The following is a 12,915-nucleotide window of genomic DNA, read 5'->3' on the forward strand; positions in this document are numbered from 1 at the left end:
CACCAACCGGACCGCGCGCTCACGAAGCTCATCCGGATACTTCCTCGGTGCTGCCATAAAGGCTCATCCTTTCAAGGAATCAACACCCTCCATTAAACCCGGGGCGGTTCATCACCACCTTCCTGGGCTGGGTCCTGCCTTGGGATAAGAAGCTCACCCTCGTCGGAGTGCGCGACGATGTCGAAAACGCGATCCGCGACCTGTCTCGCATTGGTATTGATTCCCCCGACGCTGTCCTGGGAACAGATCCGCATGAGCTCGCCACCGACACCGCCGTTGTCTCCTACCCGCGCGTCGGATGGGATGAAATGCTCACTCATCGACCCGACAATGACACCATTTTGGATGTCCGGGGCGCCGATGAGTACACCGTTTCCCACATTCCGGGGGCTGTGAACATCCCCGTGCACGAACTAATCACCCGCATGGATGAAGTCCCCCCAGGAAAGCTCTGGATCCACTGCGGGTCCGGCTACCGTTCCGGGGTCGGTGCCAGCCTGCTGCAACGCGCCGGTAAGGACGTCGTCCACATCGATGCCATGTTCGGCCAAGCCGAAGAAGCAGGCATTCCACTAGAACAACCCTGAGTCCTAGAATGACAAAATCCCGTCACCCGGACACCCCGACCGGTGGTTCGTCAGCTTCTCCCGCCGACCGGCGTACCGCTGTGAGCACCTCACCCCCATCTACCGAAATAGGTCATGAATTCTCTCGCGGAACCCTCCTCTTATCTTCCCTCCCCGACCATCAGCGCCATCCAATTGGGACCGGTTACCCTCCACTTCTATGCGCTATGCATCCTCGCGGGCATCATCGCTGCCTGTTGGTTGACCGACCGGCGTCTCACCAGCCGGGGCGGGGAGCCTGGACAGGTTTTGGATGTGGTGCTGTGGGCGGTCCCCTTCGGAATCATCGGGGGCAGGATCTACCACGTCATCACCGACTACCAGTTGTACTTCGCGCCGGGAAGGGACCCCTGGGCTGCGTTGAGGATCTGGGACGGCGGCCTCGGAATTTGGGGGGCCATCGCTCTGGGCGCCCTGGGCGCCTATATCGGTTGCCGCCGGAACGGGGTGCGGTTCAGCGCGTTCGCTGATGCGGTAGCCCCAGGCCTGCTGATCGCCCAAGGGATCGGCAGATGGGGAAACTGGTTCAACAACGAACTCTACGGTGCCCCATCAACCCTGCCATGGGCCGTGCAGATTCATGAGATGGATCCTTCGGCAGGACGGGCAACCCTTGACAGCGCAGGGAACCCGGTTGTTCTCGGCTACTTCGAACCAACGTTCCTGTATGAGTCCCTGTGGTCCTTGGCCGCGGCAGGAGTGCTTCTCCTGATAGATCGACGGTTCAAACCCGGGGCAGGAGCGGTCTTCTCGCTTTACGTGGCCTTCTACACTGCTGGCAGGTTTTTCTTCGAACTCATGCGCTCCGACTACGCGAACACCATTCTCGGCCTGCGCGTCAACACCTGGGTATCCGGGATCCTCTTCATCACCGGTGCCTTAGCATTCCTGGCCCTTCGCCGCAGGCCCCCAGCCACCACGTCGAAAGAGCTCGACGTCCGGCAGGAAGAACAAGGAACAACCCCGGATAAAGGCACTACAAATACGAACACTCTGTAAACCAACAAACTCGTCCCACAACAACCTCTCTTTGCGTCCATCATGTTCAGCCTTCGATCAGGCTCAGCTAGGAAATCTACTGGCCAGAATGCCGACGAACGGGGAGCAGGTCAACCCTGGCACAGTCATTCTTATTGGGGGCGTCCGAAATGCCGCTTCAGCCATACCAAAAGTTCGAGTCATACTCAGCGAGCGAGCCGAGGTTCTGGGATCAGTTGTGGCACTTGAGGTCTTCAGCGTTGATGATCGATGCGCAAGACCGAGTGGCGCGTCCCACTCTCAAGGAAGTGAAACACTCTGTTAACTGGCCGCGGGTGCGTTTTTGAGTCCATGCCAGCCGGTCCAGGCGGCGGCCAGGAGGAGGATGCCGCCGAGGTAGAAGACGGCTCTGATGCCGAAGTGGTCAGCGGCGATGCCGCCGAGCAGTAGTGAAATGAGGCGCCCGGATTGCCATAGCATGTCGAAGGTCGCGAAGATACGCCCACGCAGTTTTTCCGGTATTTCTGCCTGCAGAAGTGAGTTGAAGGTGACGGCTCCGGTGGAGGTCCCCAGCCCGTAAACGACGAGGGCGGCCATGGCCGAGAATAAGCCGGTAATCGTAGCGAGGACAACATCGACCAGGCCGCGCAGGACGAACGGCCCCAGCACGAACCCTGGCCTCAGCGGGTTGTCGGTGATTCTGGTGAGGATGAGGGGTCCGAGTGCGGCGCCGACGCCGATGGCTCCGATGAGCAGCCCGAAGCTGGCCTCGTCGAGGCGGAGGTGGTCCTGTGCCAGGACGACAAGTAGTGCCCCGGTTGCTCCGGCTGAGAGGGCGGCCAGGAACTGGGTGGCTGCCAGGGCGCGCAGCAGCCGGTGTCCGGCGAGTTCGGAGAGCCCTTCGAGGGCATCCCGGTACCAGGAGGTCCGGTGAGTGCGTTCGGTTTGGGCCGGATCCTTTAATCTCAGTAGGGCTGCGGCGGAGGCGAGGTAGCTTGCGGCGTTGATCCAGAACGCCCAGTCGTAGCCGAAGATCGCGACCACCACCCCGGCCAGTGGGGCAAGCACAACCTGCGAGATGACTGCGGCGGTCCAGAGTCCGCTGTTCGCGGCGACCAAGTCCCGTTCCTTGACGATGGAGGGCAGGACCGACTGGGCTGCCGGGTTGAAGAACACGGCTGCGGCGGATAGGCCGACGGCGATGAGGTAGACGTTGAAGACGTTGCCGTCCACGAAGGGCAGGGCAAAGGCGAGCCCAGCCCTGACCAGGTCGGCGGCGATCATGACTTTCACGCGTGGCAGCCGGTCTACTAGTGCCCCCGCGAGGGGAGCCAGGAGCAGAACGGGGATGATTTCGGCGATGACCACCCCTGAGACTCCGAGTCCGGACCCGGTGAGGGAGTAAACCAGCAGGACCAGGGCGACCGTGTTGAATGCATCCCCCCATTGGGAAATGGTCCGGGCGGTCCATAGCTGTCGGTATTGGTTTTGCCGCATCAGAGCAGCGAAGGAGGTCCGGTTACTCATCGGGGCGTTTTCCGTGCTTTTTTATGCGCAGCATGAGGTGGGCATTTCGTTGTGGAATAGGCCGGCGACGAGGCGGAGGCTTTCGGACATGGTCAGGTACGGTGCCCAGGTGTCGGCGATGTGCCGGGTCGTCATCCCGGCCCGGATCGCGTAAGTGGCGGCCAACATTATCTCTCCTACATGGTCACCCGCCGCGCTGAGTCCCAGGATCCGGCCGGTGTCGGCGTCGGCAACCATCTTAATTGCCCCTTTGGTGTCATGGTTGACCAGCGCCCGGGGTAGATCTTCGAAGCCCAGTACACGGCATTCACATTGGTATCCGCTGGCGATGGCTTCGGCTTCGGTGAGGCCAGCTGTGGCCAACTGAGGTTGGGTGAAGATGACCGCGGGCAGTCCCGTGTAATCCACCCGGGCCGGCACATTCTCCGGGACGTCCTGGAGCGCGTTGTGTGCTGCAAGTTTCCCGGCAGCGGCGGCAACGTAGACGTACTGCGGTCCTCCGGTCACATCGCCCGCGGCGAAGACGCGCGGGTTGCTGGTCCGCTGCTGGTCATCGACTGTTATAAACCCCCGTTCGTCGGTGGCGACACCCGCGGCGTCGAGATTCAGTCCGTCCGTTCGCGCGGCCCGGCCTGTGGCGATCAACAGTTTCTCTGCCGGGAGCACGCGGCCGGAGCAGGTGCTGACGGTGATGCCTTTGTTTGCGGCAGAGACGGACACCGCATGTTCCTCGACAATACTTATCCCCGCATCAGTCAACGCGGCACGGAGGATAGTCGCCATTTCAGGTTCGGCGGCCGGGGCGATTCGCCCGATGATGGTCACCGTTGACCCCAACTGCGCGAACAGTTGGCCCTGTTCCAGGCCCACGTAGCCACCGCCAATGACGATCAGTGATTGGGGAAGGCTGGTTAGTTCCATAGCACTGGTGGAGGTGAGGTATTCCACTTCATCGAGTCCGGTCATGTCCGGTAGGACGGGTCGGGCTCCAGTCGCGACAATAAACGATCGCGCGGACAAGGGCACGCCATCAACTGCCAGAGTCGCTTCGTCGATGAAGGAAGCTTCACCGGCACGGATTTCGAATCCGTAGGCAGCGGCCACATCGGCGTACTTCGCACCACGTAGGTGCTCAATCAGTTCATCCTTTTGCGCTATCAAAGATTTCAGGTTGATAGGGTCAGCGGAGGTCGGCGCTCCGGGGAAGGGGTTGTTCATCGCCGTATGACGCATTCCGGCTGCGGCCAGCAGGGTCTTTGAGGGAACGCACCCCACGTTCACGCATGTTCCTCCCAACACCCCGCGCTCAACGAGCACTACCGTCTTCCCGGACTGCCGCGCTGTGATCGCCGCAGCCATGGCCGCACCACCGGAACCCACTACAGCTAGATCGAAATCGTGCTCAACCATGATCATCTATCTCCTCCTGCAACCGGACACATTAGAACCCATCATCAACGTTCCAGTAGGGTGGAAGGTCAAGTTGCGGGAGACAGTGGAGGAATGACTGTGCGGATCGGTGAACTGGCAAGTGCCACTGGGGCCACCACCAAAACCCTGCGGTTTTACGAGTCGGAAGGCCTACTGCCGATACCGCCGCGAACCTCAAGCGGCTACCGGGACTACCCGAGACATACTGTCCAGCGAATTGACTTCATCAAACGGGGACAACGCGCCGGACTGACACTGGCCCAGATCGGCGAGATTCTCCACATCCGGGACCGAGGCAACGCGCCCTGCGCCCATGTCCAGTCCCTACTGTCCGGACGACTGAAGGAACTTGATGACCAGGTAGCGGATCTGCTGGTTCTCCGGGAAACGGTAGAAAGCCTGCATTCGGCCAGCCTCACAGTCGACCCCGCCGCCTGCGCGCCCGACCAGGTCTGCCAATACATCTAAACCGGCACTTATCGATCAGACCGGGGTGAGGTAGGTTCCGGCGAGGTTTTGGAGTTGGTAGATCCATAGGGTCCAGACTCCTGAGACCATGAGCAGACCGACCAGGATGAGCAGTGAGCCGCCTGCGATGTTGAAGATGCGGATGTGTCGTCGGACAAACGCCAGGGTCCGTGTCACCCAGCCGATCCCGAGTGCTACGAGGATGAAGGGGATGCCAAGGCCGAGGCAGTACACGAATCCTAGGAGCGCACCGCGCCACGGGCTTCCGGTGGTTGTGCTCAGGGCCAGGACAGCGCTCAGGGTTGGCCCCATGCAGGGGGTCCAGCCCAGGCCGAACACCACCCCCAGTAATGGGGCACCGGCTATCCCGGTCTTCGGCTTCCAGCTAAGTTTCTTGTTCTGTTGAAAGAAGGAAAGACGCCCCACCAGAACAAGTCCCATGAGGATGACGAGGAGGCCCAGGATGCGGATGAGCAGATCCTGCCAACGCAGCATCCACCCTCCGATGAACCCGAAAGCCGCCCCGTAAAAAGTGAAGACCAGGGCAAAGCCGAAGATGAATAACCCGACGCCGGTGAGGACTTTGCGGCGGTTCCCTGGGGAGTTCGGGTCGGTGAGTCCGGAAACATACCCCACGTAGCCCGGCACCAGTGGCAGGATGCACGGCGATATGAAAGACACAATGCCGGCAATCAGGGCCAGCGGAATGGCCAGCAGGAGCGCCCCGGATTGCACGGATTGTGCGAAAAACTCGCCGATCGTCACAGGAGATCCCGACCGCCCTCGGCTTGTCGCTGCTTTCTTTGTGGTAGCGAATTGGTGTGCACGGGAACGTTATTGTCCGGCCTGCACGGTCGTGGTGAAGGACGCTCCGTCATCATCGGAGAACTCAATGCCATTTTCTGTTGACACCCAGATCCGCAGCTTGTCTTGTTCATTGACGGCCGCGGCGATGGCGGACGGTTGGGCTGTTGATCCGCCGGTTTCTTTCCAGGTTTGTCCCGCGTCCTGGCTGATGTGAATAGCACCGTCGGGAGTGGCGCCTACAACGGTGTCCGTATCAGCGAAGGTTGTCTGCAGCAGTACCGGCGACTCAGGCGGCAGTGTCCACGTCATGCCGCCATCGGTGGAGCGTTGGACGCCGTCCTCGGTGGTAGCCAGGACTATCGGGCCGTCGAGGGACGCCGAAAGATTCGCCGGTTGGATTTGCGTCTCGGTCTCGGACCATTCTTTCCCATCTGTGGTCAGCCGCAGGGTTCCGTCGAATCCGATGACGCCGGCCTCTGACACGGTCAGTGTGTGAAAGTCCGATTCGCCTTGACGGGAGAGCTCCTGCCAGGTTTCTCCGCCGTCGGTTGATTCGATCAGGCCCATGGGGTTGGGAAGATCGGATCCAGGTCCGGGGTGGCCTGACGCATAGTAGAGGTCCGGGCCCGCGCCGGCGAATCCCATCAAATCGAGGGTTGAACCGAGTTTTTCGATGGGGTCGGCGGCAACGTCGAACAACCCGTTGTGGGTGGCGAGCAGAAGCTGTTCAGTGTCTTCGTTGAAAGTAAGCCCGTGCACGTGGCCGAACGGGTTTTCCGTAGCGTGTGGTGATTCATCACTGTGCGGTGTTTCCTCGTTGTGAGGGGTTTCTTCTGCCTGGCTGGATGCCTGTTGCCCACAGGCTGCCAGGAGAAACACGGTTGTGAGTCCGAGGGCTGCGGTGCGCACTTTTTTGCTGACACCGGGAAGGGTTTTCGGGAGCATTAGGGTTACTTTCTGTCGAACGGTGGCGGAATGAGCGTTTCCGCCGCTGTGAGTTAGCCGGGGCCGGCTGTTGTCGGGCAGTCTGCTGTTCCAGGAGGTCGCATCAGCCCGAGGTTACTAACAAGAATAGTAGTCACCGATCCGGGAGGCCAAATTTATTGTTCCGCCAGGCCGCGAGCCTGCTCCCGGAGCTCCTGCCCCGCAGAGCCAAGTCCTGCACAGTCAAGTTCTGCACAGTCACGTCCGGCAGAGCCGAGTCCGGTCGAGTGAGTTTCTGTTGGACGTGGGTGTCCGATGGCGAGGGCCAGCAGGGGTGGCAGTGCTGCACCCCAAAGGATCAGCCCAGCGATGGGCTGGTCGGTGGTGACCGGGATGTTCCATAGTTCGCCCACGAGGAGGTACCAGTCACCGCCGATAAGGTTATCTCGTGTTGCGAGCGAGACTCCGGCTGCTAGATGAAAACCCAACACGGTGAAAAGTGCTGCTATTTTGACCTTTGCTGCGTTGGGTGAGGGCGGATGGGTGAGCAGCGTGTGGGAGAGCAAATACCCGATTGCCAGTGCTGCGCCGGTGGAGATCAGCCGCCCGGCGTTGCTGCTGACCAGCGGGCCGAGCAGTGGGGTGAAGTACAGCGTCCCGTGGAAGCCCAGATAGAGGAGGGTCGCGGGAACCGGGTGCGCCAGTTTGCGTGTAACGGTCAGTTCTGCGGTGCAGGTAAGCCACTCTCTGATTCCTCTGCTTCCATCGGTTCGCGGGGCCAGGGTGTGCCGGGCGAGCAGGAACGGCCGACTGAGAGCGAAGAGGACGGGCACTATCAGCCCAATGAGGACTTGGCTGATGACGAACATGCTGGGCAACAATCTTGCGTAGACAGCCGGAGCTCCGCTCGTTGCCCACAGCAGAAGGGCACACCCCAAGGCCCAGGTGACGGTTCTGAAGACAGGCCAGTGCTGCCCGAGTTTCACGGCCTTCCGCTGGGCGCTGACGTACCAACCCAAGAGCAGCACTGTGATGGGTGCCCAGATGACGTCAAATTGCCATTGCGTGAACCAATCCACGGCGACGGGCGCCGGTGGCAGTGCAGCTCCGAGGAAGGATTCCGCGGCTGACTCGACGGCGGACTCGGCAAACGGAGACGTCCTGCCCAAAGCGACGGACAACCCAAACGTGAACGCCATAATGAGAATTTCGAAGCCCGCGAACCGGGCGAAAGTTTTTCCTGCCATCGGCCCGGATGCGAGCACGGTAAGGATACGGCGCCGTTGATACCATCCCGCCGCGCCGAGCATGACGACGGCCACCGTCTTGGCGATGAGCAGGATCCCGTAGGTTCCTTCCAGACCCGCAGTGGAAGCCAGGCGCAGGAACGCCCCGGCGACGCCGGACACGAGCACCAGCACATAGCTTGCGCCAGCAATTCTTGAATACCTTCGCGCCATCACAGGGAAATCGGCTCCTATTGTTCGCCGCAGGATCACGATCGCGGCCAACCCTCCCGTCCAAATCGTCACCCCAATCAGGTGAAGGCCGAGCAGGTTGACCGCCGCTTCGTGGTTTGACGCCCCGTGAGCGGTAACAGTCAGCGGTGTCAGGGCAACCAGGCTGAGCAGTGTGAGGAGTCCAACAGTAAAAGTCCGTGTGGTCATCCAGCAGCCGGTGGCAACAATCAGTGCCAGAAAGGCACTCAACCCTAGCGACCGCCCGAGGTCGAAACCGGTCAGGAACTGGACCATGTCCGCACCGTTAATGTCCGAAGGGCTGGACCCCGCCACGTCCGAATAGGCGAAGGTCACTACGGCGGCACCGGCAACCGCCCAAACCGATGCCGCAACCGCTGCGAATAACACAGCCCTGGCTGCAGCTGAGCCGAGGACCGGCCGGCCCTGGTTTTCGTCTTGGGTTTGGTGGGGGAGGACGACTGCCGCTGTCACGAGAAAACCAATAGTCAGGGCTGCTGCGGCGTCGTGCAGGGCGCGGGCCACCGGGGCCCCCCATCGAGTGATCGCACCGGGATCCGGAAGGCCCGGACCGGGAGGGCCCGCAGTGCCTGACACGGCAAGAACCGCGACGGCAGTAAGAGGTACCAAAATCACCAAGATTACCGCCCACCCGATCCGGCGCGCCCTGCCGTCGAGGTTCACCCTCGTGCCCCACGGGACTGTCCGCGGACGACCAGCACAGACGCCAGAACGACCGCAACAGTTATCGAACCAAGACCCAGCATCGCCCATCCGGGAACCTGCCGAGAACGGGCTACGGAAACCCACGCCCCGGAACCAACACCGTCCACCGGCCCAGCGACCGATTCCGCGGCAGCCGGGGCGGAGGAACCCGGCGAGACAGTGAATGAGAAGGACTCGTTCACCGGATGCCCGTCACCGGCGGTGACTCTATACGCAATCTCCCAAATGGCAGGCCCACTCCCAGGCTGACTGTCGGCCGCCCCGGGAGGTATTGGTGCTACCAACGATTTCCCTTCGGTCTCGGTCAACGCGCCGTAAGCCGGACCGCCCGCTACCGAGACAGTGACATCGGCAAAATCCAGCTCAACCTGCTCCGTAAATACAAGCGTCACCTGCCCCGGAACCACACCCACAGTCACACCGTCGGCTGGATCCGAGGACACGAGATAGGTATGAGCCGAAGCCGGGCCGACCGGAATAGACATCACCAACAACAAGCCCGCAACAATGCCTGCCGGCACCCCACGGAGCAACCGGCTTTTTCGGGGGCGTCTACTCATGTCGCGCAAAGATGCCCTACCCATCAGATGCCTCTCGCTTTCCTTTTGCAGTGTTCCCTCCACCGGCCTGCCGCCTGGTACTGCTAAACCCCGTAAATACTAGCAGGGCTAGTAGATCGATAGGAGACGCGGTCCGCGCCCCTAGGTTGTGAGTCGCGAAAGGAGTGGGTTCTGCCGAATAGCTAGTGACACTGACTTGATCCACTACTACTACTATGTCTAGTATGTGTCTACTATCTTCTTTAGTATCTGATAGTGACCGATCAAGGAAAGGACCAAACAACGATGGCTAAGAACATCTGGATACCCACCATGGCAGCTACGGGGCTTCTGGCCCTGGCGGTGGCTGCTCCGTCCGTGGCCGCCGCACCCCCGTCCGTCCCTGACGGAGCTAGGAGTGAAGCCGCGGCCGAGAATCATCACGGGATGGACGATCAAGACCCGGTCCTTGGCATGGCGAAAATGCACGAACAAATGACGAACGACAACCCGGGCATGGCCCGCCTGCACGAACAGATGATCACGGACAACCCGGGCATGGTGCGCATGCACGAACAGATGATGGACGCGGATACCGAGATGGATCCGACCAAAATGATGTCCTCAAACCCCACCCCCGAAAGTGAAGGAAAACTCTGATGAGTGAAACCCTGTACGCACTTGCCCTCCTCGCCTGCCCGGTCGGTATGGGATTAATGATGTGGCTCATGATGCGCGGCAACAAATCATCCCCCGCGCAGGAGACACCTCTGAATGAGGCGGAGCTGGTCAAGTTGCGCGCCGAAGTCGACCAGCTGCGTGCCGGCCAGGGCGACGCAAGCGCCGACCCATCCCGTCTCGATCCCTCCCGTCCCGATCCAGCCAAGGCGACCCTGCGATGACTGAATGGGCATTGCCGGTAGCGGTCCTCATAGCCTCCCTGACAGCAACCTATTTCTTCTGCCTCCGCCCGATGCGACGGGGCAACTGCGCCATGGGTCAACGGGCCTCCAACCCGGGAGTTTCCGCTGTATCTTCGGCGCAAACAGCTGAGTTGGCACAACTGCGGGAGCAAGTTGCGGCCCTGAAGCAGCAGAACGAGCCCTCCCGACACTGAGGTAATCCCCGTGGCGATCCGCAACGCCTATCTGATAGGCACGCTGGCGACAGGTGGGGGCGATACCCCGGGCTCCCTTTTCCTAGGGGATCGCTGATCAGTTGTCACCTCGTTTCACCCGGTCACAGCGCTATGCCGCAGTAGCACCGGACCACCTCATGAGCATCATCATCGAAAGGACGGGCGCGTGGAGGAAATACTCCTATCCACCACCATATTGGCGGCATTTCTTGGTGGCATGGTCGCGCTCCTCGCGCCGTGCTGCGTCTCGGTGATGCTGCCAGCCTTCTTCGCCACGACTTTCAGGCGAAAGACACAAATCCTGGCCATGACCCTGGTCTTCGCCGCCGGCGTTGGTACCATCATCCTGCCAATAGCGTTCGGCGCCGCGGCGCTGAGCCGACTGCTGATCGACTATCACACCCCGGTCTTCACCGTTGGCGGGCTGGCGATGATGCTGATGGGCGGACTCATCCTGGCGGGGAAGAAGATTATGCTCCCCATGTTCGTCCGTGGCGGATCCGGTGGAAGCTCAATACGTTCCGTCTACGCTCTTGGCGCTTTCTCTGGTGCAGCCAGCGCATGCTGCGCGCCGGTGCTGGCAGGAGTTGCAGCAGTATCTGGAGCGGCTTCGTCGTTCCCGGCAGCCCTCGCGGTCGGCGTCGCCTACGTGTTCGGCATGGTCGCACCGCTGTGTGTAATGGCCCTGGTGTGGGACCGGCACCGGATTGGGGAAAGAAAATTCCTCACCGGTCGGACACTGCCGCTGATTCCCGGAACCTCCTACCGTGTCCCGGTCGCCACCTTCCTTTCCGGGACGCTCATGGTTGCCATGGGTGCACTCACGATTGCCCTTGCGGCGCGCGGACCGGAAATGGCGACCGATGGTTGGGAAGTGCGTTTCTCCGCCGAACTCACCCATTTCGTCTCGAACGTCCAGGACCTTCTTGGCTTCATTCCAGGGTGGATTCCTACCTTGCTGATCTTCGGAGCGTTGCTGTGGCTGATTACCACCGCCGTCCGACGCAAGCCAGCTGATGGGATCGACGCCGCAGCCCACCCAGCACCGCCAGATTCCCCTGGACTGCCGATGGAAGCCAGCACCGTGACAGTTCCGCCCTGCAACCAGGGCGACCCGAGTCCACGCACTGACACTGCCGGCGACCACCCGCAACCCGAAATCGACCGTACCGTCCCCCGAAAGGATTCCCTCTAATGGGATCAACAAAGCCGTCCGCATCACCCAAGAAGAGCACCACGCCGGTAGGGCGATTCTTGGTTCTGGCCGCCGCCGCGGTAGCCGCCATGGTTGGCCTGTTCCTGGTTTATCAGGGCTCCATCAACCCCGACCCCGACGCTGCCCAAGCGCGAGCGAACGGCGTAAATTACGACGTCGGATCCCCCGGGACCGGATCCCAAGCCCCCGCTTTCACCCTGCCGTCCGTCGACGGAGGCACCGTGGACTTAGGCGACTACAGCGGTCAGTCCACGCTGCTCTACTTTCATGAGGGTTTGGGGTGCCAGCCCTGCTGGGACCAGATCAGGGATCTGGAGGAAACCCCCTCGGTGCTGCAGGACGCCGGGATCGATGCTCTGGTTACCATCACCAGTGGGCCAGCGGATCTCATCGAACGCAAAATGACCGACGACGGGCTGGAATCGGTGGCGTTGGCCGACACCGACCTGAGAGTGTCCCGCCAATACGAGGCCAACAAATTCGGAATGATGGGAGATTCACGCAACGGCCACACCTTCATCCTCGTCGGGCCCGACGGAACGATCCAGTGGCGCGCCGACTACGGCGGGGCACCGGACTACACCATGTATGTGCCCGTGACCCAACTCGTGAACGACCTCACAGCAGGGCGGGTCGCCTGATGCACACCGTGACACTGCTAACCCAGGAGGATTGTTCGTGGTGTGAGCAGGCAAAAAACACTCTGCAGGCCATATCAGCCACGCACCCCCTGGTGATTGAAGAAGTCGAACTGACCAGCGCCCAGGGCCGCGATCTCGCGGTGCACCATGGCGTCGCGTTCGCTCCCGGAATCCTGGTCAATGGGCAGATGTTAAGCTACGGGCGATTGTCAGAGAAGAAACTCCGGCGGCGGCTCGCTCAGACCTAACGGGCGGTATGCGGGATCTACTATGCACGGTAGGATTGGATCCTTACGGTACGGTTTCGGTTTACTGCAAGAAGAAAGGGTTCGGGCATGCATCGTCTTGGCCAGCTTGAATCCACCATCATGGACCGGATGTGGTCCTTTCAGGGGGCGGCCGCCGTGCGCGACATC

The 12,915-nt window shown here is 61.2% G+C and carries 15 protein-coding genes; 9 read left to right on the forward strand and 6 right to left on the reverse strand.

The window, feature by feature from the left end; translation table 11 throughout:
• Positions 1-167 precede the first annotated feature (167 nt).
• Together ACX80O_RS16305 and lgt are read left to right on the forward strand one after the other, a co-directional pair.
• Positions 168-587, forward strand: coding sequence for a rhodanese-like domain-containing protein (locus ACX80O_RS16305; RefSeq protein ID WP_459334112.1), 420 nt, complete (start codon positions 168-170; stop codon positions 585-587).
• A 114-nt stretch (positions 588-701) separates the two neighbouring features.
• Complete coding sequence (gene lgt, locus ACX80O_RS16310) at positions 702-1,625, forward strand: prolipoprotein diacylglyceryl transferase (protein ID WP_459334113.1); 924 nt, start codon at positions 702-704, stop codon at positions 1,623-1,625.
• Between the two features lie 300 nt (positions 1,626-1,925).
• Here the strand turns inward: lgt and ACX80O_RS16315 are convergent, their stop codons facing one another.
• A complete protein-coding gene (locus ACX80O_RS16315) occupies positions 1,926-3,131 on the reverse strand; it encodes an MFS transporter (RefSeq protein ID WP_459334114.1) in 1,206 nt (401 codons plus the stop codon).
• A gap of 21 nt (positions 3,132-3,152) precedes the next feature.
• Positions 3,153-4,541, reverse strand: coding sequence for a mercury(II) reductase (gene merA / locus ACX80O_RS16320; protein WP_459334115.1), 1,389 nt, complete (start codon positions 4,539-4,541; stop codon positions 3,153-3,155).
• A gap of 99 nt (positions 4,542-4,640) precedes the next feature.
• Between merA and ACX80O_RS16325 the strand changes: the two genes are divergently transcribed.
• On the forward strand, positions 4,641-5,030 hold the full coding sequence (locus ACX80O_RS16325) for a heavy metal-responsive transcriptional regulator (protein WP_459334126.1): 390 nt from the start codon (positions 4,641-4,643) through the stop codon (positions 5,028-5,030).
• A gap of 15 nt (positions 5,031-5,045) precedes the next feature.
• Here ACX80O_RS16325 and ACX80O_RS16330 read toward each other — a convergent pair whose 3' ends face one another.
• The 4 genes from ACX80O_RS16330 to ACX80O_RS16345 all read right to left on the reverse strand — a co-directional run bounded on the left by ACX80O_RS16330 (position 5,046) and on the right by ACX80O_RS16345 (position 9,549).
• Entirely contained in the window at positions 5,046-5,795 is a 750-nt protein-coding gene (locus ACX80O_RS16330; RefSeq protein ID WP_459334116.1) for a cytochrome c biogenesis CcdA family protein, read from the reverse strand.
• 69 nt (positions 5,796-5,864) lie between these two features.
• Positions 5,865-6,782: a F510_1955 family glycosylhydrolase gene (locus ACX80O_RS16335; RefSeq protein WP_459334117.1), complete on the reverse strand. Its 918-nt coding sequence runs from the start codon at positions 6,780-6,782 to the stop codon at positions 5,865-5,867.
• Between the two features lie 155 nt (positions 6,783-6,937).
• Positions 6,938-8,869 carry a bifunctional copper resistance protein CopD/cytochrome c oxidase assembly protein gene (locus ACX80O_RS16340; protein ID WP_459334118.1) on the reverse strand — a complete coding sequence of 644 codons (1,932 nt, stop codon included), beginning with the start codon at positions 8,867-8,869 and terminating at the stop codon, positions 6,938-6,940.
• 50 nt (positions 8,870-8,919) lie between these two features.
• Complete coding sequence (locus ACX80O_RS16345) at positions 8,920-9,549, reverse strand: copper resistance CopC family protein (protein ID WP_459334119.1); 630 nt, start codon at positions 9,547-9,549, stop codon at positions 8,920-8,922.
• 261 nt (positions 9,550-9,810) lie between these two features.
• On the opposite strand from ACX80O_RS16345, the gene ACX80O_RS16350 reads away from it, so the two are divergent.
• The 6 genes from ACX80O_RS16350 (at position 9,811) to ACX80O_RS16375 (ending at position 12,747) form a co-directional block, all read left to right on the forward strand.
• On the forward strand, positions 9,811-10,164 hold the full coding sequence (locus ACX80O_RS16350; protein ID WP_459334120.1) for a hypothetical protein: 354 nt from the start codon (positions 9,811-9,813) through the stop codon (positions 10,162-10,164).
• Positions 10,164-10,406 carry a hypothetical protein gene (locus tag ACX80O_RS16355; RefSeq protein WP_459334121.1) on the forward strand — a complete coding sequence of 81 codons (243 nt, stop codon included), beginning with the start codon at positions 10,164-10,166 and terminating at the stop codon, positions 10,404-10,406. The genes ACX80O_RS16350 and ACX80O_RS16355 overlap by 1 nt, the downstream gene beginning before the upstream one ends.
• The gene (locus ACX80O_RS16360) at positions 10,403-10,621 is read left to right on the forward strand and encodes a hypothetical protein (protein ID WP_459334122.1); all 219 of its coding nucleotides are present in this window, start codon (positions 10,403-10,405) and stop codon (positions 10,619-10,621) included. The genes ACX80O_RS16355 and ACX80O_RS16360 overlap by 4 nt, the downstream gene beginning before the upstream one ends.
• A 187-nt stretch (positions 10,622-10,808) precedes the next feature.
• On the forward strand, positions 10,809-11,837 hold the full coding sequence (locus tag ACX80O_RS16365; protein WP_459334123.1) for a cytochrome c biogenesis CcdA family protein: 1,029 nt from the start codon (positions 10,809-10,811) through the stop codon (positions 11,835-11,837).
• Positions 11,837-12,499: a peroxiredoxin family protein gene (locus ACX80O_RS16370; RefSeq protein WP_459334124.1), complete on the forward strand. Its 663-nt coding sequence runs from the start codon at positions 11,837-11,839 to the stop codon at positions 12,497-12,499. Before ACX80O_RS16365 ends, ACX80O_RS16370 begins: the two co-directional genes overlap by 1 nt.
• A 92-nt stretch (positions 12,500-12,591) precedes the next feature.
• Positions 12,592-12,747: a hypothetical protein gene (locus tag ACX80O_RS16375; protein ID WP_459334125.1), complete on the forward strand. Its 156-nt coding sequence runs from the start codon at positions 12,592-12,594 to the stop codon at positions 12,745-12,747.
• The last annotated feature ends 168 nt before the right edge of the window (positions 12,748-12,915 follow it).

It is taken from the genome of Arthrobacter glycogeni, from assembly GCF_054511155.1.